The sequence below is a fragment of the Candidatus Mikella endobia genome (assembly GCF_900048045.1).
Classification (GTDB): Bacteria; Pseudomonadota; Gammaproteobacteria; order Enterobacterales; family Enterobacteriaceae; genus Mikella; species Mikella endobia.
On record NZ_LN999831.1, the window covers coordinates 145,922 to 171,678 of the forward strand.

20 protein-coding genes, 6 tRNA genes and 1 other RNA gene are annotated in these 25,757 nt (G+C 24.4%); 16 read left to right on the forward strand and 11 right to left on the reverse strand.

Going from position 1 to position 25,757, the window contains the following annotated elements; translation table 11 throughout:
* Positions 1 to 214 precede the first annotated feature (214 nt).
* The 4 genes from rpsU (at position 215) to A4A67_RS00735 (ending at position 4,484) form a co-directional block, all read left to right on the forward strand.
* Positions 215 to 430, forward strand: a complete 216-nt coding sequence (gene rpsU / locus A4A67_RS00720; protein WP_067569262.1) for a 30S ribosomal protein S21 — start codon at positions 215 to 217, stop codon at positions 428 to 430.
* Positions 431 to 529: 99 nt separating this feature from the next.
* A complete protein-coding gene (dnaG, locus tag A4A67_RS00725) occupies positions 530 to 2,287 on the forward strand; it encodes a DNA primase (protein WP_067569265.1) in 1,758 nt (585 codons plus the stop codon).
* 134 nt (positions 2,288 to 2,421) lie between these two features.
* Positions 2,422 to 4,266 carry an RNA polymerase sigma factor RpoD gene (rpoD, locus tag A4A67_RS00730; protein WP_067569268.1) on the forward strand — a complete coding sequence of 615 codons (1,845 nt, stop codon included), beginning with the start codon at positions 2,422 to 2,424 and terminating at the stop codon, positions 4,264 to 4,266.
* Between the two features lie 145 nt (positions 4,267 to 4,411).
* Positions 4,412 to 4,484: transfer RNA gene (locus A4A67_RS00735), tRNA-Ile, on the forward strand.
* 165 nt (positions 4,485 to 4,649) lie between these two features.
* On the opposite strand, the gene fabB is transcribed toward A4A67_RS00735, so the two are convergent.
* The 3 genes from fabB to grpE form a co-directional block, all read right to left on the reverse strand.
* Positions 4,650 to 5,861, reverse strand: coding sequence for a beta-ketoacyl-ACP synthase I (fabB, locus tag A4A67_RS00740; RefSeq protein ID WP_067569271.1), 1,212 nt, complete (start codon positions 5,859 to 5,861; stop codon positions 4,650 to 4,652).
* Between the two features lie 262 nt (positions 5,862 to 6,123).
* Positions 6,124 to 7,041 (reverse strand): 50S ribosomal protein L3 N(5)-glutamine methyltransferase, encoded by a 918-nt coding sequence (prmB, locus tag A4A67_RS00745; RefSeq protein ID WP_067569274.1) that lies wholly within the window; start codon positions 7,039 to 7,041, stop codon positions 6,124 to 6,126.
* Positions 7,042 to 7,238: 197 nt separating this feature from the next.
* Positions 7,239 to 7,835, reverse strand: a complete 597-nt coding sequence (gene grpE, locus A4A67_RS00750) for a nucleotide exchange factor GrpE (RefSeq protein ID WP_067569277.1) — start codon at positions 7,833 to 7,835, stop codon at positions 7,239 to 7,241.
* 212 nt (positions 7,836 to 8,047) lie between these two features.
* On the opposite strand from grpE, the gene smpB reads away from it, so the two are divergent.
* Both smpB and ssrA read left to right on the forward strand, forming a co-directional pair.
* On the forward strand, positions 8,048 to 8,527 hold the full coding sequence (gene smpB / locus A4A67_RS00755) for an SsrA-binding protein SmpB (RefSeq protein ID WP_067569280.1): 480 nt from the start codon (positions 8,048 to 8,050) through the stop codon (positions 8,525 to 8,527).
* 12 nt (positions 8,528 to 8,539) lie between these two features.
* Positions 8,540 to 8,920: a transfer-messenger RNA gene (ssrA, locus tag A4A67_RS00760) on the forward strand.
* Positions 8,921 to 8,938: 18 nt separating this feature from the next.
* On the opposite strand, the gene tadA is transcribed toward ssrA, so the two are convergent.
* Positions 8,939 to 9,427 (reverse strand): tRNA adenosine(34) deaminase TadA, encoded by a 489-nt coding sequence (gene tadA / locus A4A67_RS00765; protein WP_067569283.1) that lies wholly within the window; start codon positions 9,425 to 9,427, stop codon positions 8,939 to 8,941.
* A 52-nt stretch (positions 9,428 to 9,479) separates the two neighbouring features.
* Positions 9,480 to 10,118: a mechanosensitive ion channel family protein gene (locus A4A67_RS00770; protein ID WP_067569286.1), complete on the reverse strand. Its 639-nt coding sequence runs from the start codon at positions 10,116 to 10,118 to the stop codon at positions 9,480 to 9,482.
* Between the two features lie 1,075 nt (positions 10,119 to 11,193).
* Between A4A67_RS00770 and A4A67_RS00780 the strand changes: the two genes are divergently transcribed.
* A tRNA-Phe gene (locus A4A67_RS00780) sits at positions 11,194 to 11,266 on the forward strand.
* 114 nt (positions 11,267 to 11,380) lie between these two features.
* On the opposite strand, the gene trpS is transcribed toward A4A67_RS00780, so the two are convergent.
* Together trpS and aroK are read right to left on the reverse strand one after the other, a co-directional pair.
* On the reverse strand, positions 11,381 to 12,385 hold the full coding sequence (gene trpS, locus A4A67_RS00785) for a tryptophan--tRNA ligase (RefSeq protein WP_067569291.1): 1,005 nt from the start codon (positions 12,383 to 12,385) through the stop codon (positions 11,381 to 11,383).
* Between the two features lie 75 nt (positions 12,386 to 12,460).
* Positions 12,461 to 12,982 (reverse strand): shikimate kinase AroK, encoded by a 522-nt coding sequence (gene aroK / locus A4A67_RS00790; RefSeq protein ID WP_067569294.1) that lies wholly within the window; start codon positions 12,980 to 12,982, stop codon positions 12,461 to 12,463.
* 289 nt (positions 12,983 to 13,271) lie between these two features.
* On the opposite strand from aroK, the gene sucC reads away from it, so the two are divergent.
* The 4 genes from sucC (at position 13,272) to cydB (ending at position 18,162) form a co-directional block, all read left to right on the forward strand.
* Positions 13,272 to 14,441, forward strand: coding sequence for an ADP-forming succinate--CoA ligase subunit beta (sucC, locus tag A4A67_RS00795; protein ID WP_067569297.1), 1,170 nt, complete (start codon positions 13,272 to 13,274; stop codon positions 14,439 to 14,441).
* A complete protein-coding gene (sucD, locus tag A4A67_RS00800; protein ID WP_067569300.1) occupies positions 14,441 to 15,310 on the forward strand; it encodes a succinate--CoA ligase subunit alpha in 870 nt (289 codons plus the stop codon). The genes sucC and sucD overlap by 1 nt, the downstream gene beginning before the upstream one ends.
* A gap of 176 nt (positions 15,311 to 15,486) precedes the next feature.
* Positions 15,487 to 17,037 (forward strand): cytochrome ubiquinol oxidase subunit I, encoded by a 1,551-nt coding sequence (locus A4A67_RS00805; protein ID WP_067569303.1) that lies wholly within the window; start codon positions 15,487 to 15,489, stop codon positions 17,035 to 17,037.
* Positions 17,038 to 17,049: 12 nt separating this feature from the next.
* On the forward strand, positions 17,050 to 18,162 hold the full coding sequence (cydB, locus tag A4A67_RS00810) for a cytochrome d ubiquinol oxidase subunit II (RefSeq protein ID WP_067569306.1): 1,113 nt from the start codon (positions 17,050 to 17,052) through the stop codon (positions 18,160 to 18,162).
* Between the two features lie 338 nt (positions 18,163 to 18,500).
* Here the strand turns inward: cydB and A4A67_RS00815 are convergent.
* Together A4A67_RS00815 and dnaQ are read right to left on the reverse strand one after the other, a co-directional pair.
* A tRNA-Asp gene (locus A4A67_RS00815) sits at positions 18,501 to 18,573 on the reverse strand.
* Positions 18,574 to 18,721: 148 nt separating this feature from the next.
* Entirely contained in the window at positions 18,722 to 19,459 is a 738-nt protein-coding gene (gene dnaQ / locus A4A67_RS00820) for a DNA polymerase III subunit epsilon (protein ID WP_067569309.1), read from the reverse strand.
* 53 nt (positions 19,460 to 19,512) lie between these two features.
* On the opposite strand from dnaQ, the gene rnhA reads away from it, so the two are divergent.
* Positions 19,513 to 20,016: a ribonuclease HI gene (rnhA, locus tag A4A67_RS00825; RefSeq protein ID WP_067569312.1), complete on the forward strand. Its 504-nt coding sequence runs from the start codon at positions 19,513 to 19,515 to the stop codon at positions 20,014 to 20,016.
* 194 nt (positions 20,017 to 20,210) lie between these two features.
* Here the strand turns inward: rnhA and A4A67_RS00830 are convergent.
* Positions 20,211 to 20,283, reverse strand: a tRNA-Lys gene (locus A4A67_RS00830).
* Positions 20,284 to 20,298: 15 nt separating this feature from the next.
* Positions 20,299 to 20,371 (reverse strand) — tRNA-Val (locus A4A67_RS00835).
* A gap of 133 nt (positions 20,372 to 20,504) precedes the next feature.
* On the opposite strand from A4A67_RS00835, the gene gltX reads away from it, so the two are divergent.
* The 4 genes from gltX (at position 20,505) to clpB (ending at position 25,683) form a co-directional block, all read left to right on the forward strand.
* Positions 20,505 to 21,914: a glutamate--tRNA ligase gene (gltX, locus tag A4A67_RS00840; protein WP_067569315.1), complete on the forward strand. Its 1,410-nt coding sequence runs from the start codon at positions 20,505 to 20,507 to the stop codon at positions 21,912 to 21,914.
* 13 nt (positions 21,915 to 21,927) lie between these two features.
* Positions 21,928 to 22,000, forward strand: a tRNA-Ala gene (locus A4A67_RS00845).
* Between the two features lie 43 nt (positions 22,001 to 22,043).
* Complete coding sequence (gene rluD, locus A4A67_RS00850) at positions 22,044 to 23,018, forward strand: 23S rRNA pseudouridine(1911/1915/1917) synthase RluD (RefSeq protein ID WP_067569318.1); 975 nt, start codon at positions 22,044 to 22,046, stop codon at positions 23,016 to 23,018.
* 85 nt (positions 23,019 to 23,103) lie between these two features.
* The gene (clpB, locus tag A4A67_RS00855) at positions 23,104 to 25,683 is read left to right on the forward strand and encodes an ATP-dependent chaperone ClpB (RefSeq protein WP_067569321.1); all 2,580 of its coding nucleotides are present in this window, start codon (positions 23,104 to 23,106) and stop codon (positions 25,681 to 25,683) included.
* The last annotated feature ends 74 nt before the right edge of the window (positions 25,684 to 25,757 follow it).

Sequence of the window (25,757 nt, forward strand, 5' to 3'; positions counted from 1 at the left end):
TTTTAAATATATATTGAATTCAATTCAAAATTAATTAATATATTTTTATATTGGTAATATAAAATAAAAATGTATACTGTAAATATAAATAGTTTATATTTAAAAATATACTATATAGATAATATCTATCAAAGAATATTTAAATATATATAAAAATTTAATATATTAAAAAATATTATTATAAAATATAAATTTTATAGAAGGAATTAATAATATGCCAATAATTAAAGTACGTGAAAATGAACCATTTGATATAGCATTGCGTCGTTTTAAACGTTCTTGTGAAAAAGCAGGAATTTTAGCTGAAGTTCGTCGTCGTGAGTTTTATGAAAAACCAACTACAGAGCGTAAACGTGCTAAAATATTTGCTATCAAACGTCATTTAAAAAAATTATCTCGTGATAATACATATCGAGTTCGTATATATTAATTTTAGTTAAATTACTAAAGACTATTACATATTAATAACTTTTGTTATTCATGATTATTATTAAAAATTTTTATTTTAAGTATTTTTTTAACAAATATTATGGCTGGATATATTCCACGTATTTTTATTAAAAATTTATTGGCACGTACTGATATTGTTAAATTAATTAACACACGTCTAAAATTAAAACCACAACACAAAAATTTTTATGCTTGTTGTCCATTTCATTATGAGAAGATTCCTTCTTTTGTTGTTAATAGTGAAAAACAGTTTTATCATTGTTTTGGTTGTGGTGCACATGGAAATGCTATTGATTTTTTAATTAATTACGATCGATTAGAGTTTATCGAAACTATTGAAGAACTTGCAGCTTCTCAAGGTATAGAAATCCCATATATCAAAAAATTAAATGTTGATAATAAAAAGGAACTTAATTCTAGAAAAAATTTATATCAATTAATGAATAAATTAAATAATTTTTACCAACAAGTTCTCAAAGAACAAACAGCAGTAAAAGCTTGTTATTATTTACAACAACAACGAGGATTAAGCAAAAAAATTATTACTAAATTTAGTATAGGATTTGCACCATCTGGTTGGAATAATATTCTTCAACGTTTTGGATCTTCAAAAGAAGATCAATCCTTACTTAAAAAATCTGGCATGATAATAGTCAATAATAATAATAAATCCTATGATCGATTTCGAGAACGTATTATATTTCCCATTCGCGACACACAGAATCGCATTATTGGTTTTGGAGGACGTTTGTTAGATGATAGTCATCCAAAATATATAAATTCTCCAGAAACAGAAATTTTTCATAAAGGACGTCATTTATACGGTATATATGAAGCTAAACAACAACATTTAGAATTATCACAACTATTAGTTGTTGAAGGATATATGGATGTTATAACTTTAGCACAATTTAATATAGATTATGCTGTAGCTTTACTAGGTACTTCTATTACTACTGAACATATTCAATTATTATATCGTACTACAGATTTAGTAATCTGTTGTTATGATGGTGATTTAGCTGGACGTAAAGCTGCTTGGCGTACATTAGAAAAAACTATTCCATATTTAAATGATGGTCGACAGCTACGTTTTATGTTTCTAAAAGAAGGTGAAGATCCTGATCAACTAATAAGAAAAATTGGTAAAGAAGCTTTTGAACAACAAATTAAACAAGCATATCCAATGTCTACATTTTTATTTGAAACATTGATGCAAAAAGTAGATTTAAGTAGTCCCGATGGAAAAGCTAAACTAAGTCAGTTAGCATTACCTTTAATAGAAAAAATTCCCGGATTTACATTACGTATTTATTTACGTCAACAATTAGGTATAAAAATAGGTATTTTAGACGATAATCAATTTAATAAACTATTATTACATACATCACAAAAATTAAATAGATTATCTACGAATCAAGGAATAAAAAAAACACCTATACGGAATTTGATAAGTTTATTAATACAATATCCTCGATTATCTAATGTAGTACCAATAGTTCATGGATTAGAAAATATAATTTATCCTGGAGTACCATTATTTATTGAATTAGTTAAAATATGTATATTATATCCTAAAATTAATACTGGACAATTATTAGAATTTTATAGAGATAGTAAATATTATCATTATATTAAAACTTTAGCAAATTGTAACTATTTAATAAATGATCAAATGATTGAATCAATGTTTATTGATATTCTAAAAAATTTTTACGATTCTATACTTGAAAAACGTCAAGAAAAACTTATAGCAATAGCTCGTTATCAAGGATTAACAGATAAAGAAAGACTTGAACTTTGGTCGTTAAATCAAGCTTTAGCTAAAAGAAATTAACTAATTAAGAATAGTTTACTTCTTAATTAGAGAAAACTATAATTAATAGTTAGACTATTATTTAAATGTAAAATAAATTTTATAGTATAATTATACATCTAATTTTACTAATATTAATTTTGTGGATACATTTTATGAAGCAAAATTCGCAGTCACAACTTAAGCTACTTGTAACACGTGGTAAAGAGCAAGGTTATTTAACTTTTACAGAGGTTAACGACTATCTTTCTGATGATATGGTTGATTCTGATCAGATAGAAGATATTATTCAGATGATAAATAATATGGGTATACAAGTAATGGAAGAAACACCTGAAGTTGATGATATATTATTAGTAGAAACTACTACTGATACTGATGAAGATACAGTAGAAACTACAACACAAGTTGTATCTAATATTGAATCAGAAATGGGACATACTAGTGATCCTGTACGTATGTATATGCGTGAAATGGGTACCGTTGAATTACTTACTAAAGAAGGTGAAATTGATATTGCTAAACGTATAGAAGAGGGTATAAATCAAGTTCAATGCTCTGTTGCTGAGTATCCTGAAAATATAATTTATTTATTAAAACAGTATAGTCGTATTGAAGTAGGTGATGCTCGTTTATCTGATATTATCACTGGATTTATTGATCCTAATGCTGAAGATTATATTTCTTTAAACACTCTTAATGTTGACTCTAAATTAATAAGTAATGAAATACTTGAGGAAGAAAATCTTAAAGAAGAAGTAGATGTTTATAATACAGATTTTGATAATAATATTGATCCTGAAATTGCCAAACAAAAATTTATAAAATTACGTGAGCAATATGAAATTACTAGTAAAATAATAAAAAATTATGGACGTAATCATCAAAAATCAATAATAGAAATTATCAATCTTTCTGAGGTTTTTAAACAATTTAGATTAGTACCTAAACAGTTTAATTATTTAGTAAATAATATGCGCACTATGATGGAACGTGTGCGTACTCAAGAACGTATTATTATGAAGCTTTGTGTTGAAATTTGCAAGATGCCTAAAAAAAATTTTATTACGTTATTTTCTGGTAATGAAACCAATTTTCATTGGTTAAAAATTGCATTGGAGATGAATAAACCATGGTCAAAAAATTTACATGAAGTTAATAATGATATACATCAAAGTATATATAAATTACGACAAATTGAACAAGAAACTGGTTTAACTATTAATCAAGTAAAAGATATTAATCGCCGTATGTCTATTGGTGAAGCTAAAGCACGAAGAGCTAAAAAAGAAATGATAGAAGCAAATTTACGTCTAGTTATTTCTATAGCTAAAAAATACACTAATCGTGGATTACAATTTTTAGATTTAATTCAGGAAGGAAATATAGGTTTAATGAAAGCAGTAGATAAATTTGAATATCGTAGAGGTTATAAATTTTCTACTTATGCCACATGGTGGATACGTCAGGCTATTACTCGTTCTATTGCTGATCAAGCACGCACTATTCGTATTCCAGTACATATGATTGAAACTATTAATAAATTAAATCGTATATCTAGACAAATTTTACAAGAAATAGGAAGAGAACCTACACCAGAAGAACTTGCTGAATATATGCTTATACCAGAAGATAAAATACGTAAAGTAATGAAAATTGCTAAAGAACCTATTTCTATGGAGACACCTATTGGTGAAGATGAAGACGCACATTTAGGAGATTTTATTGAAGATACTACACTAGAACTTCCATTAGATTCAGCAACTTCTGAAAGTTTACGTGCTGCAACTAATGATATTCTTTCTGGACTTACTGTACGTGAAGCTAAAGTTTTGCGTATGCGATTTGGTATTGATATGCATACAGATCATACTTTAGAAGAAGTTGGCAAACAATTTGATGTTACTCGTGAAAGAATTCGTCAAATTGAAGCAAAAGCATTACGAAAACTACGTCATCCTAGTAGATCTGAAATTTTACGTAGTTTTTTAGAAGATTAATTTTTAAAAATTATAAAATATTTAAAAATATATTTTTATATTTTAAGATAAATTACTTATATTTATAATATAAGATGATTTATATCAAACAATAAATTATTTATAAATCTTGTTTTTTTTAATTATTTATATAATAATATTTTGAGGCCCTTTAGCTCAGTGGTTAGAGCAGGCGACTCATAATCGCTTGGTCGCTGGTTCAAATCCAGCAAGGGCCATAAAATTTGAAATATAAATAAAATATCAGTTATTTTATTTTAAAATAAATTTTATCGATAAAAAATCATTAAAATTAATCCTATACTAATAATATTAATTATAATATATTTCATATATTTGAAACCTCTATTATTTATTTAAATAATTTTAATATATTAGATACTTTATTTATATTTCCTCATGATGATTGTTGTATTGGTTCCACCAAAACCAAAATTATTACTCATAACAGTGAGTAATTTTTTTTTTTTGATTTTCGTAATTATGTTCATATTTTTTGCTTGTGGATCTAAATTTTCTATATTTATACTAGGAGCTATAAAATTATGTTCTAACATTAATAATGTAAATATAATTTCATGTACACCTGAAACTCCTAAAGAATGTCCAGTCATAGCTTTAGTTGAAGAAAATGCTGGTTGGTATTTACCAAAAGTTTTACGTATAGCCCACAATTCTTTAATATCTCCAATTAAAGTAGAAGTTCCATGAACGTTAAGATAATCTATTGATGTATCAACAGTTTTTAATGCCATTTTCATACAACGAATAGCTCCTTCTCCAGAAGGGGTTACTATATTGACTCCGTCAGAAGTAGCACCATAACCGATAATTTCAGCATAAATATAAGCTCCACGTTTTAACGCATGTTCTAATTCTTCTATTACTAGAATCCCACTTCCTCCAGAAATAACAAAACCATCACGATTAATATCATAAGTACGCGATGCTTTTGATGGAGTTTCATTATAATGAGTAGATAACACCCCCATAGCATCGAATTTACAAGCTATTTCCCAACATAATTCTTCACCACCTCCAGCAAATATTATATCTTGTTTACCAAATTGAATAATTTCCATAGCATTACCTATACAATGTGCAGAAGTACAACAAGCTGAATTAATAGAATAATTAATACCTCGTATTTTAAAAAATGTTGCTAAACATGCAGATATTCCAGAAGTCATGGATTTAGTTACCATATAAGGTCCTACACTACGTATTCCACGTGTAAGCATATTACTAGTACCAATAAATTGATTATACGAAGAACCACTACTCGATCCTACTATTAATCCAGTACGATTATTAGATACCATTTTAGAAGTTAATTTAGAATCAATAATAGCTTGTTCCATAGCTAAAAAAGCATAAATAGAAGCATCATTCATAAACCGTGCTATTTTTTTATTAATTAATCCTTTAATATCAATTTTAATATTTCCCCACACATAACTACGCATACCTGAATTTTTAAATTCTTGAGAAAAAGTAATTCCAGATTGTCCATTTTTTAATGATGATAATATTTCTTGTTTTTTATTACCAATACTAGATAAAATTCCTAAACCAGTAATTACAACACGTTTCATTTAATACCTATTATTAATATAATAATATTATTGAAATTTTTATTAAATATGTTATATTTAAAATTATATAATATGATATATGATTTATATGGAATATAAATTCTCTAATTTTAGTAGATATTTAAATTTTTTAATAAAGAAATAAATTTCTGATATAAATTTTATTTATAAAAATTTATTTGATATAAAAATCAATTTTTTTTTATAAAAATCTATCTGCTTTAAAGATATTAAAAATCATCTATATTTAATTATAAAATAATTAAAAAAAATTTTTATATCTAATTAATTGTTTCCAAGTTAACATAAAAATACCTATACCTCCATGATTAAGTTTTAACCATTTAAATGGTATTTGTGGATATTTTTTTATTAATTGTTTCATACTATTACCTACTTCACAAATTAGAATGCCTTCTTCTGAAAGATATTTAAAAGCACAAGCTAAAATACGTTTTACAAATTTAAGACCATCATTACCAGCTATTAATCCTAATTTAGGTTCAGCATGGAATTCTTTAGGCATAGAATTTATATCATTTTTATTTACATATGGAGGATTAGTAATAATTAAATCATAATGTATTGGAGGTACATTACAAAATAAATCTGAACAAATAACGTTAACTCTATTTTTAACTTTATGTAATTGTATATTTTTTTTTGTAACTTTTAATACACTAGGTGAAATATCAACGGCATCTATATGCGTTTTTAAATAAGTATACGCACAAGCAATAGCAATACATCCATTTCCAGTACACATATCAAGAATACGTGTAGGTGAAAAAGATAATATATTTTTAAAACGATTATTAATTAATTCACTAATAGGTGAACGCGGAATTAATACTCTTTTATCTACATAAAACTCTAAACCACAAAACCAAGACTTATGCGTTAAGTATGGAACAGGAATTCTTTTTTTAATTCTACGAAGAACTAAATTTACTAAAATTATACGTTCTCTAAAAGTTAATATAAGATTATATTTATTTATAGGAAAATTTAATGGTAAAAATAAACTAGGTAATATTAATTGTAATGCTTCATCCCAAGAATTGTCGGTACCATGACCATAATAAATATGTGCAGAATTAAATTGATTAACAGTCCAAAAGAACATTTCTTGAATAGTAGATATTTTTGTAATAATTTTATGAATTTTTTTTTTCATTATTTAAATCAAAAATTATGAATTTATAGATAAATATTAAAATAATTTAATATATATTATAATATATTAAAATTAATTGTTAATTATTTATTAATTATCTATTTTTTAAAAAAATAGATATTTTATATAAAATTGAATTTTTTAATATTATCAAATAAAATTTTTATGAATTTTTCCCGTCATAAATGACGGGAAAATTGTTATTTAGGTTTTGCTTTTGATACTGTTACCATTGCAGGACGAATAAGTCGTCCATTAAGAGTATACCCTTTTTGCATAATCATAATTACTTGATTAGGTTCATATTCATCAGATTCTATTAAATTCATAGCTTGATGTAACTCAGGATTAAATGGTACTGGAGAATCTCCAACAACATTAAGACCAAATTTACTTACAGTATCTAATAATGATTTTAGTGTTAATTCTATTCCTTCAATAATTGATGCTAACATACTATTTTTTTTATCTGACATATCTAGTGTACGTTCTAAATTATCAATAACAGGTAATAGTTCCTCAGTAAAACGTTCTAATGCAAATTTATGTGCTTTTTCAATATTTTGTTCACTACGTCGACGTATATTTTCAATTTCTGCTTTAGCACGTAATATATTATCATGTTCTTTTTGTTGAACCTTAATTAATTCTTCCTCAAGTTCTATGATACGTTTATCTCGTGAATCTAAAACATTCATTTGATTAGAATTATCTGTTTGTTTTTTGTTTTGTTCTTCTATTTTATTTTCTTTTGAGATTTGCTCATTAGTGGGGGTATTTTGTTCTTTATCACTCATTATGAGTTTTCTCCAAGGTTTAGCATGCTAGTTTGGATGTTGTATATGGGGATAAATATATAATATTCAAGTGTTAGCACATAAATGAAATTTATAAAAGAAAAAATTTTTTAAGGTTATTTTTTAAAAAATTTTTATTTATTAAATATTAATATATATACAATATATATTATATATATTTTTCATTGTATCAAAAATATAAAATATACTATATGAATAAAAAATATCAATCATGTTTAATTACTAATATTTGGCAAAATAAAAATATAAAATATAAATATTTTATTGAAAAAGAATTAAATGCTGGACTTTCATTACAAGGATGGGAAGTTAAAGCATTACGTGCTAATAAATTTAATATTAACAATAGTTATATTATACTAAAAAATGGTGAAGCTTACCTTTTTGGTGCTATTTTTCAACCATTAATTCTTTCTTTTTCGTATATAAAAAATGATAAAATGAGAATTCGTAAATTATTATTAAATAAACATGAATTAAAATTCTTATTTAATAAAGTTAAACATAATAATTATACAATAATTCCTTTATCTATTTATTGGAATAAATCTTGGTTAAAAATAAAAATAGGAATAGCTAAAGGTAAAAAAGAACATGATAAACGTCTAGATATTAAAAAAAGAGAATGGAAACTTGACAAAAATCGTCTTATAAAGTTTAATACAAAATAAAAAATTTTTTATGGGGCTGATTTATGGATTTGACGAAATTAATGAACCCTAAGGTGCATGCCGAGGTAAGGTTTGCCTCGTTAAAAAACCTTACAAAATAAATGCAAATCAATTGCAATTTGAATCTGCTTTAGCAGCTTAATCAGCTTAAAAAACTGAAGATTCCCTCTATTTCAAAAATTTTCTCTTAATATTGATTATATAGAGGTTAAATTTAAAGAGATAGCGTTAAAAGTTTTGTCTGAAAACTAAAACGTGAAATATAATCAGACTAATTTATTAGTAAATTATGTCAGTTAATCACTAATAAGTAAAATAAAATACTGTACTAAGCATGTAGTACTGAAGGAGTAATAATTTCGGACGCGGGTTCAAATCCCGCCAGCTCCACTAATATATATTAGATATTAATTAGTAACATTTAGAATTCTTTTTTTTATTAATTCTACAATTTTTAAAAAAATTACTAAGTTGTAATGAACATTGTTGTTCTTGTATACCACTATTTAATATTATTTTATGATTTATATATTGGTCTTTAAATATTTTTTTAAGATGTTCTTTTGTTTTATTTTTTTTATATGAAGCACCAAATACTAAACGATTAATTCTAGCATGTATCATTGCCCCAACACACATTAAACATGGTTCTAATGTAACATACATGGTTGTTTTTATTAATCTATAATTACCAATTCTTTGTCCTCCTTGACGTAAAGCTATAATTTCAGCATGAGCTGTGGGATCATTATATTCTATAGAACTATTCCACCCTTCTCCTATAATACTATTATTTAATATTAATATTGCACCTACTGGTACTTCTCCTTTATTTTTAGCACGTTCAGTTAGTTTTAAAGCTTGATTCATCCACAATTCATCAAAATAATTATTATTCATTAATATATTTTATATTCCAAAAAATTCATTAAAATTTTTTTATTATTTATGTTTATAACAATTTAAATTCATTAGAACGTATCATGTTGAGTATCTCAAATATTAATTCATTTTTAATAGAATTTACTATACGTGGATTTTTAACAAAACCTGTTATACTTAATTCTATACCAGAAGAAGTTAACTGATTTAAATTTATAAAAGGAATTGGTGTTATTTGAATTTCTTTATGTTTTTTATAAATTTCTAATAAAAGTAAACATACTTTTTCTAAATTATTTTCTAATGAAAATGTTAATACAATAGTAACTATACCTTGAATATTATTTATAGTAGCATTTCGTACATTTTGAGATATTAACTGATAATTAGGAATTATTACTATTGATTGATCTTCTAATTGAATTTCTGTAGCACGTACATTAATACAACGTATATCTCCTTCTATACCATTAATACTAATAAAATCTCCTATTTTAATAGGTTTTTCTATCAATAAAATTATTCCTGAAATATAATTTTTTACAATTTCTTGTAAAATAAAACTAATTCCTACTGTTAACGCACTAAAAATCCAAGATAAATTATTCCATTGAATACCTAAAATAGATAATATTAATAAAAGTATTAACATATATCCTATATGAATAAATAATGTTTTTATAAAAATACGTATTTCAGGTTTGATCATAGTTTTTGTTAATAAATTTGTTTCTAACCAATGTTTAATTAAACATAATATATATATTGTAATAAATAAACAAATTATAGTATGTAGTATATTAGCATAAATAATTTGAAAATTTTCAATTTTAATACCAAAAATATTATATATTAATGATAATAATGTTATCGATCCAAAATTACCATTAATTAATGCTATTATACCAAATATAATTAATAATATTTTACTAATATCTAAATTTACAGTATTTAATTATAATAAATGACAATTATGAAAATTAAATATATATTTAATACGCATTCCTATAATAGGATTAGGAGTTAATAAATTATCAAATATATATATTAAAAAATTATTCAATAAATAAATAATAGATAAAACTATAATTATCCAAATAAGTTCATAAGTTAAAAAACGAGCGAATGCTATATAACCTATTAATAATAAAATTAAAATAATTATTGAAATAGTAGTAATACATATTATGTATAATATTTATAATAAGTATTGAATAAATTTTCAATGTAAAACATATTTTTTTTATACTATTAAATTTTATGTTACTAGCAATGCTGATATTCCATATTCAAAAATTATTAGAGAAATACTAATTCCAATGTTTTTATTAAGCAATTCAATACTACCTGAAATTAATATTAAAATAGCTAATATTAATGGTAATTTTTTATTTTAGAAGTTAAATTATCAGGAATAGCTAAACATTTACTAGATAAAAAATAATTAGATAGTAAAAATTTACTACTACTAATTAGTAAATAAAAAAATATGAAACCTATTACATTATTAGTAATAGATACTAATTCATAAGATATATTAGGTAATAATGTTATTATATAAGAAAATAATTGAGTATTTAAACTGATAATTATCAATTTATTTATCATAAAAAAAACTTTTTTAAAGTTATTTTTTAATAACTTCACATTTCAATTTTGAAATGATAACTAATCATATAGTTTTATTTTAAGCTGAATATTTAATTCTAACAATAAATATTTTATTTAAAATAAAAAATTTTATTGAAAGTTGAAAACTTCTAATATATATAATAATTATTATTGCCCGGATAGCTCAGTTGGTAGAGCAGGGGATTGAAGATCCCCGTGTCCTTGGTTCGATTCCAAGTTCGGGCATTAAATATTTTTAATATAACTTATATATATAAATATATAATACTTATTATTTTAGATAATAATCTATATTTTATTCAAAACAATAGTTTTTAAAGTTAAAATATTAAAAATAAATTATAATTCAGTAATAAAACCAATAGCTTTATAACTTTTAGTTAAAGTTAAATTTGCTTGAATTTTAGCTTTTTGGGCTCCTTCTTTTAAAATGGTATTTAAATAAGTTTCATCAGCACGTAAAGCATAATAACGATTTTGTAATGAAGTTAACATTTCTAATAAAGCATCAGTAACTGTATTTTTTAAATAACCATACATTTTTCCAGTAAAATTTTTTTCTAATTTAGTTATAGGGGTATTTGTAATTTTAGAAAGAATATTAAGTAAATTAGATATTCCTGGTTTATCTATAGGATCATAACGTATTATTGGTGGATTATCTGAATCAGTTATAGCTCCCTTTAATTTGTTAATTAAAGATTTAGGTTTTTCTAAAAGAGAAATAATATTTTGATTATTAATATCTGATTTTGACATTTTTTTCTTAGGATTCAGTAATGACATTATTCGCATATTATTATTAGAAATAAACGGCTCAGGTATTACAAATATATCACCATATAAAGTATTAAACCTTTTAGCAAGATTACGACTTAATTCTAAATGTTGTTTTTGATCTTCTCCAATGGGTACTTTATTAGTTTGATAAAGTAAAATATCTGCTGCCATTAATACTGGATAATTAAATAATCCAGAATTTATATTTTTAGAATATTGAGCTGATTTATCTTTAAATTGAGTCATTCTTTTAAGTTCACCAAAATATGTATAACAATTAAGTAACCAACTCATTTGGCTATGCTCAGGTACATGTGATTGTATAAAAATTGTACTTTTTGATGGATCTATCCCACATGCAAGATAAAGAGCAATAAAATCTAGTATTGTTTTACGTAGATGCTGAATATTTTGACGAGTAGTTATAGCATGTAAATCAACGATACAATAAATACAATTATAATCATTTTGCATATTAACCCATTGACTTAGTGCTCCTATATAATTGCCAATAGTTAATTCACCTGATGGTTGTGCTCCACTAAATACAATAGGTTTACTCATATAAATTTACTCATATTAATGAGATTCTGAAGGAGAAATAAAATTAATTTTTATTATTAAATATTTCAAATATTTTTAATTATTTTTTAATATATTAATAATTTTATTAGCAACCATATAAACACTTTGTTCATCAGTACAAATAGTAATATTTGCTATTTTTTCATAAAGTGGATTTCTTTCTTTAGCTAAAATTGTTAATATTTCACGTTGTGTGTTTTCTACTTGTAATAATGGACGTTTTTTATCACGATATGTACGATATAACTGTTTATCAATAGTGGTTTTTAAATAAATAACAATTCCCCGAGAAGATAATATGTTACTTATTTTTGAAGATTTTACAGAACCACCTCCAGTAGCTAAAACTATACCTTGTTTTTTAGTAAGTTCATTAATAACTTTTTCTTCTCGATAACGAAATCCATCTTCTCCTTCTACATCAAATACCCAACTTAAATCAGCGCCAGTACGTTGCTCAATTTCTTTATCAGAATCAAAAAATTCTAAATTTAGCTGTTCAGCTAATTTACGTCCAATAGTGCTTTTACCTGCACCTATAGGTCCAATTAAAAATATATTGCGTTTTTCTGCCATATTTGAGTTCTTACTAAAATTAGTTGTTAATAATAATTACTGATATACATAAATAATTTAATGAATATAAAACTATAATTTTAAAAATTAATTTTATATATATAAAAATGCTATTAAATGGAATATCCTTAAAAATTAGAAATTTAGTAACATGAATTATTTATTGAAATAAAATTTTTTACAATAAATTTATATTTGAATAATTTATTTTATACAGAATTATAATGTATCTATATAATACAGTACTACTGATACTTATCAAAATAAATATGGAAAGATAAATAATATTATGAATTTATATGAATATCAATCAAAACAACTTTTTACTAAATATGGATTACCTATCCCAATAGGTTACATTTGTAATTCACTTATTGAAGTAGAAGAATTATCTTCTAAAATTATTTTTGGTAATTGGATTGCAAAATGCCAAATTTATGCAGGAGGTCGGGGGAAAGCTGGAGGAGTGAAAGTAATAAAATCTAAAGAAGAACTAATTTGTTTCGCAAAACAATGGTTGGGTAAGCGACTAATTACTTCTCAAACAGATACTATAGGTCAGATAGTAAATTCTATTTTAGTAGAAACAGCTACTTATATAAGTAAAGAGCTATATTTAGGGGTAGTAATTGATCGTAGTATTTCTAGTATAGTATTTCTAGCTTCAACTGAAGGAGGGATAGAAATTGAACAAATAGCAGAAAAAACTCCACATTTAATTCATAAAATTAAATTAGATCAATTAATGGGTCCACAATTTTATCAAGGTCGTAAATTAGCATTTCAATTAGGACTATCTGGCAAGCAAGTTAGTCATTTTATTAAAATTTTTATGGGATTAGCAACTTTATTTTTAGAACGAGATTTAGATCTTGTAGAAATTAATCCTCTAGTAATTACTAATAATAATGATCTTATATGTCTTGATAGTAAACTTAGCGTTGATAACAATGCATTATTTCGTCAATCAGAATTACGTAATATTTATAATAATAGTTATAAAGAAAAATCTGAAAAAAATGCTGTTAAGTTGCAGTTAAATTATATAGCTTTAGAAGATGGTAATATTGGTTGTATGGTAAATGGTGCTGGATTAGCTATGGGAACAATGGATATAATTAAATTATATGGCGGCCAACCAGCTAATTTCCTTGATATTGGAGGGGGAGCTACTAAAGAACGTGTAACAGAAGCTTTTAAACTTATTTTATTAAATAAAAAAGTTAAAGCAATATTAGTTAATATTTTTGGCGGTATCGTTCGTTGTGATTTAATTGCTGATGGTATCATCAGTGCTTTATCTAAGATAAATATTAATATTCCTGTTATAGTTCGTTTAGAAGGTAATAATGCTCCACAAGGGATAAAGCTATTAGCTAATAGTATGTTAAATATTATTGCCGCTAATAATTTAATTGATGCAGTTAAACAAGTTATTGCTGTAGTAAAGGATAAATAATGTCTATATTAATTAATAAAAATACTAAAGTTATCTGTCAGGGGTTCACTGGTAATCAAGGTACTTTTCATTCTAAAAAAGCATTAATTTACGGTACTAAATTAGTAGGGGGAGTTACACCAAATAAAGGTGGAACTAAACATCTTGGATTACCAGTTTTTAATACTGTACATGAAGCAGTTAATAAAACTTGTGCAACAACATCTGTTATTTATGTTCCAGCACCATTTTGTAAAGATTCTATCTTAGAAGCAATAGATGCTGGTATTGAATTAATTGTTTGTATTACTGAAGGTATTCCTGTTTTAGATATGTTAATAATAAAAGCACAACTAGAAAAAAGTAAGATATTTATGATAGGACCAAATTCTCCAGGTATAATTACTCCTGGAGAATGTAAAATTGGTATTATGCCAGAAGATATTCATAATCCTGGATTAATAGGTATTGTATCTCGTTCGGGAACATTAACTTATGAAGCTGTAAAACAAACTACTGAAGCTGGTTTGGGACAATCTACTTGTGTAGGTATAGGTGGAGATTCAATCACAGGATCAAATTTTATTGATATATTAAAACTTTTTGAAGCTGATCAACAAACAAAAGCTATTTTGTTAATAGGTGAAATTGGAGGCAATGCAGAAGAAGAAGCAGCTCTTTATATTAAAAATAATATACATAAACCAGTAATTAGTTATATTGCTGGAGTAACCGCTCCAAAAGGAAAACATATGGGTCATGCTGGAGCTATTATTGCTGGAGGAAAAGGTACAGCAAATGCAAAATTTAAAGCTTTAGAATCTGCAGGAGTTACCATTGTACGTAATATCACTGATATAGGTAATACTTTAAAAAAGTTTTTCCTCTAAAAATATAAATTAGCTATTAATTTTAATAAAAAATAAAAATTTTAGAAAAAATAACTTTAGCACTTCCTACTTAATATAATAATGAACATTATTACTTAATAGTAATTATTCTCTGTACATTATTTTCATAAAAAATAATATCAAATAAGTAAAAAGGAGAAGTACAAAAAGTTCTTATGTCTAATATTGTTCTTTTATCAAGATTACAGTTTGCATTAACAGCTATGTATCATTTTTTGTTTGTACCATTAACTATTGGTATGGCATTGTTAATAGCTATAATGGAAACAATTTATGTTATTTTAAATAAAAAAATATATAAAGATATGACTAAATATTGGGGAAAATTATTTGCTATTAATTTTACTTTGGGTATTGCTACAGGAATTATTATGGAATTCCAATTTGGAACTAATTGGTCATATTTTTCTCATTATATTGGTGATATATTTGGTGCCCCATTAGCTATTGAAAGTTTAATGGCATTTTTTTTGGAATCTACTTTTATTGGTTTATTGCTTTTTGGTTGGAATCAACTGGGAAAAATTCAGCATCTGAGTGTTACTTGGTTAGTAGCACTTGGTTCTAATTTATCAGCTTTATGGATTTTAATTGCTAATGGATGGATGCAAAATCCTATTGCATCATATTTTAATTATGAAACGATGCGTATGGAAATAATTAGTTTTATTGATCTAATTCTTAATCCAGTTGCTCAAGTAAAATTTTTACATACGATAACTGCAAGTTATTGCACTGGAGCTATATTTATACTTAGTATTAGTTCTTATTATATCTTAAATAAACGTAATATCGATTTTGCAAACAGATCATTTATAATTGCAACTTTGTTTGGTATAATATTTGTATTGTTAGTAATTATATTAGGAGATGAATCAGGTTATAAATTGGGAGAAGTACAAAAAACAAAACTAGCAGCTATAGAAGCTGTATGGAATACAGAATCTGCACCAGCATCTTTTACATTATTTAGCTTTCCTAATCAAAACAAACAAATGAATAATTTAGTAACTATGCGAATTCCTTATATATTAGGTATTATAGTTACTCGTTCTACAAATCGTCAAATTATTGGTCTGAAAGATTTAATGACACAATATGAAATTCGTATTCGTAATGGAATAAAAGTATATAATTTGTTAGAACAATTACGTTCTGGTAATACAGATTTTTTTTTGTATAAAGAATTTAATTATTTTAAACATAATTTAGGTTATGGATTGTTACTTAAAAGTTATACTAAAAATATTATTGAATGTAATGAACAATATATTCGTGAAGCAACTAAGAATTCTATTCCTTATGTAAAACCAATTTATTTTTCTTTTCGGTTAATGGTTATTAGTGGATTATTAATGCTCTTATTAATATTTTTATGTTTTTTAACTATATTATATAATTCTATAGGTAAACATCGTTGGTTACATTATATTCTATTATATAGTATTCCATTACCATGGATTGCTATAGAGTCTGGTTGGTTTATTGCTGAATATGGTCGTCAACCATGGGCTATAAATGAAATATTACCTACTACAATAGCACATTCAACACTTACTTATACTGATATTCTTATTTCTATAATATTTATTTGTATATTGTATCTATTAGTATTAATAATAGAAATATATCTATTATTTAAATTTATATATTTAGGACCTAATATTAATAATATATATGATAAAAAAATATTTTTTAAGAAATAATTTTTAAAAAATATGTTTAATTATGAATTATTACGTTTTTTTTGGTGGCTATTAATTGGTTTATTTATAATAGGATTTACTATAACTGAAGGATTTGATATGGGCGTTGGAATGTTAATACGCTTTTATTGTTATAGTAATATTGAAAAAAAAATAATGATTAATACAATTGCTCCACATTGGGATGGTAATCAAGTTTGGTTAATAACTGTTGTTGGAATTGTATTTACTATTTGGCCTATAGTATATGCTACAATATTTTCTGGATATTATTTATATATAATTTTATTACTAATTTCTTTATTTTTTCGTTCCATTGGATTTGAATTTCGATCAAAAATAAATAATGTTCAATGGAACAATTTATGTGATTGGGGTATATTTATTGGCAGTTTTATTTCACCGATAATTATTGGAATTATTTTTGGTAATTTATTACAAGGTATACCATTTTATATAGATGTATATATGCGTATCAATTATATAGGTAATGTTTTACAATTTTTTAATATATTTAACTTCTTAGTAATTATTATTACATTAGCAATGTTCCTTACTCAAGGAAGTACTTATCTTCAAATACACACTAATAATAATTCGCAGATACAAATATCTTATATAACAAAATTAACAACATTAATAACTATTTTAATATTTTTATTAATAATAATTTTAATGAAAAAAATTGATGGTTTTACTATTACTTCAATTATTGATCAATCTGCTCATTCTAATATTTTACATAAAGAAGTAAAATATCATGCTGGAGCATGGATGATAAATTATTATAATTATCCTCTATTATTGATAGTACCTTTATTAGGTATATTATTACCTTTATTTACTATAATTTTTAGTTACACAAGATGTAATAAATGGGCGTTTATTTTTTCTTCATTTACTATTATATGTATTATATTAACTTTAGGTATTACTATATTCCCTTTTATAATACCATCAATTAAAATGCCTAATTCTAGTTTAACTATATGGGATGCTACTTCAAGTAGAGTAAATTTAAAATTTATGTTAATTATAACAATAATATTATTATCAATAATATTTATTTATACTATTTGGTGTTATTATAACATGTTTAATTCTTTTGTTAAAAAGAATATGTAATATAATACAAATTATTTTTGATAATTAAATATCAAAACGGATAACATTTATAATGTGGTATTTATTTTGGATATTAATAACACTATTAGTTTGTATTTTAGTAATTATAATTACATTAATTATAGAATCTATATAAACAAGTTAATAATTTTATTGTTATCAAATTATCTATTTTAATAGAAAAATACTTTCTATCAATAAAAATAAATTCATATTTTAAAATATTAAATATTATTTAAAATATAATTATAAAAAATGTTTTTTTAGAAAAAAATATATAAATATTAACTGTTAGTTTTTGTAATTATTTTTCAATAAAATAGTTAATATTTTTATTACGGTGCGGACGGGACTTGAACCCGCGACCCCCGGCGTGACAAGCCGGTATTCTACCAACTGAACTACCGCACCAGATTTATGATTAATAAAATTAATATTAATAATATATCTTATTATAAGTTAACGTCAATACTTTTATATATTAAGACAATATTTTTATTTCATAAATTATTAATTGATATTTAAAATCAATTATGATTAATTAAATTTTAAAAATAAATTATATCCACCATAAACATTTACCATATTTATTTTGTATAAAATATAATATTTTTTCATGAGCTAAATTTTCTTCATTATTAGCATAAATAATTTTCCTTATCATTTTAGAATGATGCACTCTTTGTATTTGCATATATTTTTTACATTGATTTTTTTCTTGTTCATCTTCATGTAAAAATGGTATAATTATTTGACCACTAGTCATAAATAAAAAAATTTCTGCTAATATTTTTGCATCAATTAAAGCACTGTGATGAGTACGTTTACTGTTATCTATTAAATAACGATCACATAATGCATCTAAATTATTACGTTTTCCTGGAAATATTTTTCTTGCTAGTAACAAACTATCTGTTATTTTACAAAATGTATTAATATTAGCAATACTAGGATTTAACATCTTAAATTCATAATTTATAAAACCAATATCAAAACAAGCATTATGAATAACTAGTTCACTACCATAAATAAATTTTACAAAATTTTCTGCTATTTCTGCAAAAATACATTTGTTTTTAAGAAAATTATTACTAATACCGTGTAATTTAAATGCTTCAGTATCAATAGGACAATTAGGTTTTATATATGAATGAAAATAGTTTCCTGTAATTCGACGATTTATAATTTCTACTGCTCCAATTTCAATAATTCGATGTCCTTGATAAGGAATACCAAATTTATTCATTCCAGTAGTTTCTATATCTAAAATAATTTGTCGTGTAATATTAGTACTCATAATATTTATTTATGTCAAAATTATATTTTTAATATTAAATAATTTTATTATATATGTGTCAACAAATTGAAATTTTTACTGATGGTTCGTGCTTAGGTAATCCTGGTCCAGGCGGCTATTGTGCTATACTTTATTATAAAAAACTTGTTTATAAAAAATATAAAAAAATTTTTAGTGCTGGTTATCAATTAACTACTAATAACAGAATGGAATTAATGGCTGCTATTATTGCACTAGAATCTTTAAAAGAAAAATGTAAAGTAGTAATTATTACTGATAGTCAATATCTTCGCCAAGGAATTACTCAATGGATTAATAATTGGAAACAAAATTCTTGGAAAACTTCTAATAAGAAACCAGTAAAGAACGTTGATTTATGGAAAAGATTAGATATAGCTATTAAACCTCATAATTTACGTTGGAATTGGATAAAAGGACATTCAGGTCATTTAAAAAACGAACGTTGTGATGAAATTGCACGTACTGCTGCCCATAATCCAAAATTAAAAGATATTGGTTATTGTCTAGAATATACAATTAAAAATAATGATTTATGAAATTTAAAATAAAAATTATATATATCTAATAAAATGTATATATCTTGTAAAGAAATTTAAAATTAAAAGTAAATATTTAGATAAAAAATTTTTTTAAGATACACATGATATAATAATAACTATTATAGTAGTTGAAATAATTTTGTTATACACAAGATTATTTATAATAATAATAGTTTGTAAAAAATAAATGATGGGTCGTACAGGACTTGAACCTGCGACCAATTGATTAAAAGTCAACTGCTCTACCAACTGAGCTAACGACCCTGTTAAATTAAATTATGGGTGATGACGGGATCGAACCGCCGACCCCCTCCTTGTAAGGGAGGTGCTCTCCCAGCTGAGCTAATCACCCTATAGTCATTTACTGAAATATTTTTCTTATCGTAAAGATAAGCTCAAATAAGTCAACAATTTTTTTTAAAAAATAGAAATTAATTTAGTTAAAAACTTTTTTTTTACTTTATTATATAATATAAATATTAATTATGAAAATTAAAACACGTTTTGCTCCTAGTCCTACAGGTAATTTACATATTGGTAGTATACGTACTGCTTTGTATTCATGGTTATTTGCTTGTAAAAATCAAGGTAAATTTGTCTTACGTATAGAAGATACTGACTTAGAACGATCAACAAAATTATCTATTGAAGCTATTTTAGATAGTATGAATTGGTTAAATTTAAATTGGGATGAAGGTCCTTATTTTCAAACTGAACGTTTGAATAGATATAATTTTATTATGAATGATATGCTTTTAAAAAAAACTGCATATAAATGTTATTGTTCAAAAGAAAGATTAACATATTTACGTCAATTACAATTAATACAAAAAGAAAAACCTAAATATGATGGATACTGTAGAAATAATGATAAATATCATGCGGATAATGAACCTTATGTTGTACGATTTAGTAATCCACAAACAGGAACAATTATTTTTAATGATCTAATCCGTGGTACTATTCAAGTTAAAAATCAAGAAATGGATGATTTAATTATTCGTCGTACTGATGGATCATATACTTATAATTTTTGTGCTGTAATTGATGATTTTGATATGGAAATTACTCATGTTATTCGAGGTGAAGATCATATAAATAATACACCACGTCAAATAAATATTTTAAAAGCTATTGGAGCACCAATTCCTTATTATGCTCATGTATCAATGATATTAGGTGATGATGGAAAAAAACTTTCTAAACGTCATGGTGCCGTAAGCATTATGCAATATCGTGAAGATGGGTTTCTACCAGAAGCATTAATAAATTATTTAATAAGATTAGGATGGTCTTATGGTGATCAAGAAATTTTTAGTATAGAAGAAATGAAACAACTTTTTAGTATTACAGCTATAAATAAGTCTGCTAGTATATTTAATATTAAAAAATTACTTTGGCTGAATCATTATTATTTAAATAAATTACCTGCAGAATATATTGCTAAACATCTTATTTGGCATATTAATAAACAAGGTATTGATATTAAATCAGGTCCTAAATTAATAGATTTAGTAAACATTTTAAATAAACGTTGCAAAACTCTTAAAGAAATGGCAATTAATTGTTGTTATTTTTATAAAGATTTTATTGAATTTGATGATAATGCAGTGAAAAAATATTTATGTCCTATTGCTATAAAATCATTACATCATATATATAAAAAACTAGTAATACTTAATGATTGGACACCAACTTCAATACAATTAATAATTAAAAAAACAGCAGATGAATTACATATTAGTATTAATAATATATGTATGCAATTACGTGTTGCAGTTACGGGACTTAGTAAATCTCCTGCTATTGATGTTACTTTATATACACTAGGTAAATTACGATCAATATCTCATATTGAGCAAGCATTAAAATTAATTGTTTCTAAAGTTAAATAATAAAATCTTTTATGGGGCTATAGCTCAATTGGTAGAGCACTTGCATGGCATGTAAGTGGTTAGCGGTTCGATTCCGCTTAGCTCCAATTAATATGAATTTTAAAATTAAAAAATTATATTTTCTAAATAATGATAAAATATTATCAACTTACTGGAATATTAAATAAATCACAATTTGGTCAACGTTTAGATTTAGCTTTAGCTAAATTATTTCCTAAATATTCAAGATCACAGATAAAAATTTGGATTTTAAAAGGATTAGTAAAATTAAATAATAAAGTTAAATTAATACCTAAAGAAAAAATATATGGTAATGAAAATGTTCATATACAAATAATTATAGAAAAAAAGATATCATATAAATCACAAAATATATTCTTAAATATTGTTTTTGAAGATGAATATATAATTATTATTAATAAACCATGTAATATAGTAGTACATCCAGGTGCTGGAAATAATGACAATACTATTTTAAATGCTTTATTACATTATTTTCCTCCAATTTCCCAAGTTCCTCGTGCTGGAATTGTTCATCGTTTAGATAAAAATACTACTGGTTTAATGGTAATAGCTAAAACAATTCTAGCATATATTCGTTTAGTAGAATTATTAAAAAAACGAAAAATTAAACGTGAATATGAAGCTATTGTTATAGGTAACATAATCTCAGGAAATACTATTAATCAACCCATTGCTCGTCATAAGTATAATAGAATTAAAATGGCCGTGAATCCTATGGGAAAAATAGCTATAACTCATTATCGTATTTTAGAACATTTTCGTGCTCATACTAGATTACGGATATGTTTAGATACTGGTCGTACTCATCAGATTCGTGTTCATATGGCCTATATTAATCATCATTTGTTAGGTGATCCTCTTTATGGTAAAAAATTTCAATTTTTAAAAGATTCTTCAGAATACTGTAATAAAATATTACATAGTTTTAATAGACAAGCATTACATGCAATTTTATTATGTTTTTATCATCCTATAACATTAGTTAAAATGGAATGGTATATTCCATTACCCCAAGATATGATAAATTTAATAGCAGTATTAAGAGATGATTTTTTAACTTATAAAGTTAAAAACTTATAAAGAAAAATTTTTTGAAATATAAATTTATATTATATATTTAAAATATATAAATTAATTAAATAAAAAATAATATTTAGGAGAAATTATGCAGTTAAATCGTTTTACTAATAAATTTAAATTAGTTCTCGATCATGCTCAATCTATGGCTTTTAAAAAAAAGAATCAATTTCTTGAATCTATACATATTATGTCAGTTTTATTAAAACAAAAAGATAATATTGTCTATTCTTTATTTCAATTTGCTGGGATTAATATCATATCGATTATCAATTCAGTAGAAAAAGCTTGTGAACTTCTTCCTCAATTAAATGAACTTAATAGTGATGTGCAACTATCACCAAATTTAATTAGTATACTTAATTTATGTAATAGAATAGCACAACAACGTACTGTTAATGTTATTTCTTCTGAAATTTTTATTTTAGCTTCATTAGAAATAAGTGGAATTTTATCTGATATTTTAAAATCAGCAGGTGCTACAAAAGAAAATATTACTAAAGCAATTGAACAAATAGATAATAGTAAATTAATGAATAATTCTTTTATTGAAGAAGATTATTCTCAAGTATTAAAAAATTTTACTATTGATTTAACTGAATATGCTGAAAAAGGAAAACTTGATCCTGTTATTGGTCGTGATGAAGAAATTCGTCGAACTATTCAAGTACTTCAACGTCGTACTAAAAATAATCCTGTTCTTATAGGTGAACCAGGAGTAGGTAAAACAGCTATTGTTGAAGGATTAGCACAACGTATTGTTAATAGTGAAGTACCTGAAGGATTAAAGAAAAATCGTGTTTTATCACTTGATATGGGATTATTAATAGCTGGTGCAAAATATCGTGGTGAATTTGAAGAAAGACTTAAATCTTTATTAAAAGAGATTTCAAAACATAAAGGTAATATAATTTTATTTATAGATGAATTACATACTATGGTAGGAACAGGTAATATTGATGGAGCAATGGATATTAGTAATATGTTAAAACCTTCTCTTGCTAGAGGTGAACTTCATTGTGTAGGAGCTACTACACTTGATGAATATCGTAAATTTATTGAAAAAGATGCAGCACTAGAACGTCGGTTTCAAAAAATATTTATATTTGAACCAAATGTAGAAGATACTATTGCTATTTTAAGAGGATTAAAAGAACGTTATGAATTACATCATAATGTACAAATTACAGATCCAGCTATAGTTGCTGCTGCAAATTTATCTTATAGATATATAGCAGATCGTCAATTACCAGATAAAGCTATTGATCTTATAGATGAAGCTGCTTCTAATATTAGAATACAAATAGATTCTAAACCAGAAGAATTAGATCGATTAGAAAGAAAAATCATTCAATTAAAATTAGAACAACAAGCATTAAAAAAAGATTCAGATGAAGCTAGTATAAAAAGATTAAATATTATTAATAATGATTTATCTAAAAAAGAAAAAGATTATATTGAACTTGAAAAAGAATGGAAATCAGAAAAAAATTCTTTATTAAAAGCGCAAAATTTAAAAACAGAATTAGAAAAAACAAAAATTTTACTTGAACAATCAAGACGTATTGGTGATTTAGCATTAATGTCTGAATTACAATATGGAAAAATTCCTGAATTAGAAAAAGAAATTTTACTTATTTCACAATCTGTAAATAAATCTTTACGATTATTACGTAATCGTGTAACTGATATTGAAATTGCTGAAGTGTTAGCAAAATGGACAGGAATTCCTGTATCTAAAATGTTAGAAAGTGAAAAAACAAAATTATTAAATATAGAGCATAATTTACATCAAAAAATTATTGGTCAAATTGAAGCAGTAGAATCAGTTGCTAATGCTATTCGTAGCAGTCGTACTGGTTTAGCAGATCCTAATAAACCTATAGGTTCATTTATGTTTTTAGGACCTACTGGAGTTGGAAAAACAGAGTTATGTAAAACATTAGCTATGTTTTTATTTGATAGTGATCATGCAATGATTCGTATTGATATGTCAGAATTTATGGAAAAACATTCAGTATCTCGTTTAATAGGTGCTCCTCCAGGCTATCTTGGTTATGAAGAAGGAGGATTTTTAACAGAAGCAGTAAAACGTCGTCCTTATTCTGTTATTTTATTAGATGAAATTGAAAAAGCTCATGTAGATATTTTTAATATTTTATTGCAATTATTAGATGATGGTCGTTTAACTGATGGTAAAGGTCGTACAGTAGATTTTCTAAATACTGTAGTTATTATGACTTCAAATTTAGGATCTGATATTATTCAAGAACGTTTTGATAAAATTAATTATTTGGAAATGAAAAATATAGTATTAGATATAGTTAATCATCATTTTCGTCCAGAATTTATTAATAGGATAGATGAAATTGTAGTATTTCATCCCCTTAATAAGGATCATTTAATTCAAATTGCACAAATTCAATTAAAAAATTTATTTCAACGTTTAGAATCAAAAGGATATATTATTAGTAATATAAGTACAGAAGCATTATCTTTATTATGTAAATATGGTTTTGATCCTATTTATGGTGCTCGACCATTAAAAAGAGCTATAAAACAAGAAATAGAAAATCCATTATCTAAAATGATTTTATCAGGAAAATTATTAACAGATAAATCAATAAAATTAGATGTAAAAAATAATCATATTGATATAATTCAATAATTAAATTTATATTTTTAAAATTTTTAATCTAAATAATTTAGATATATCTCATAGTATATAAATATATTTATATT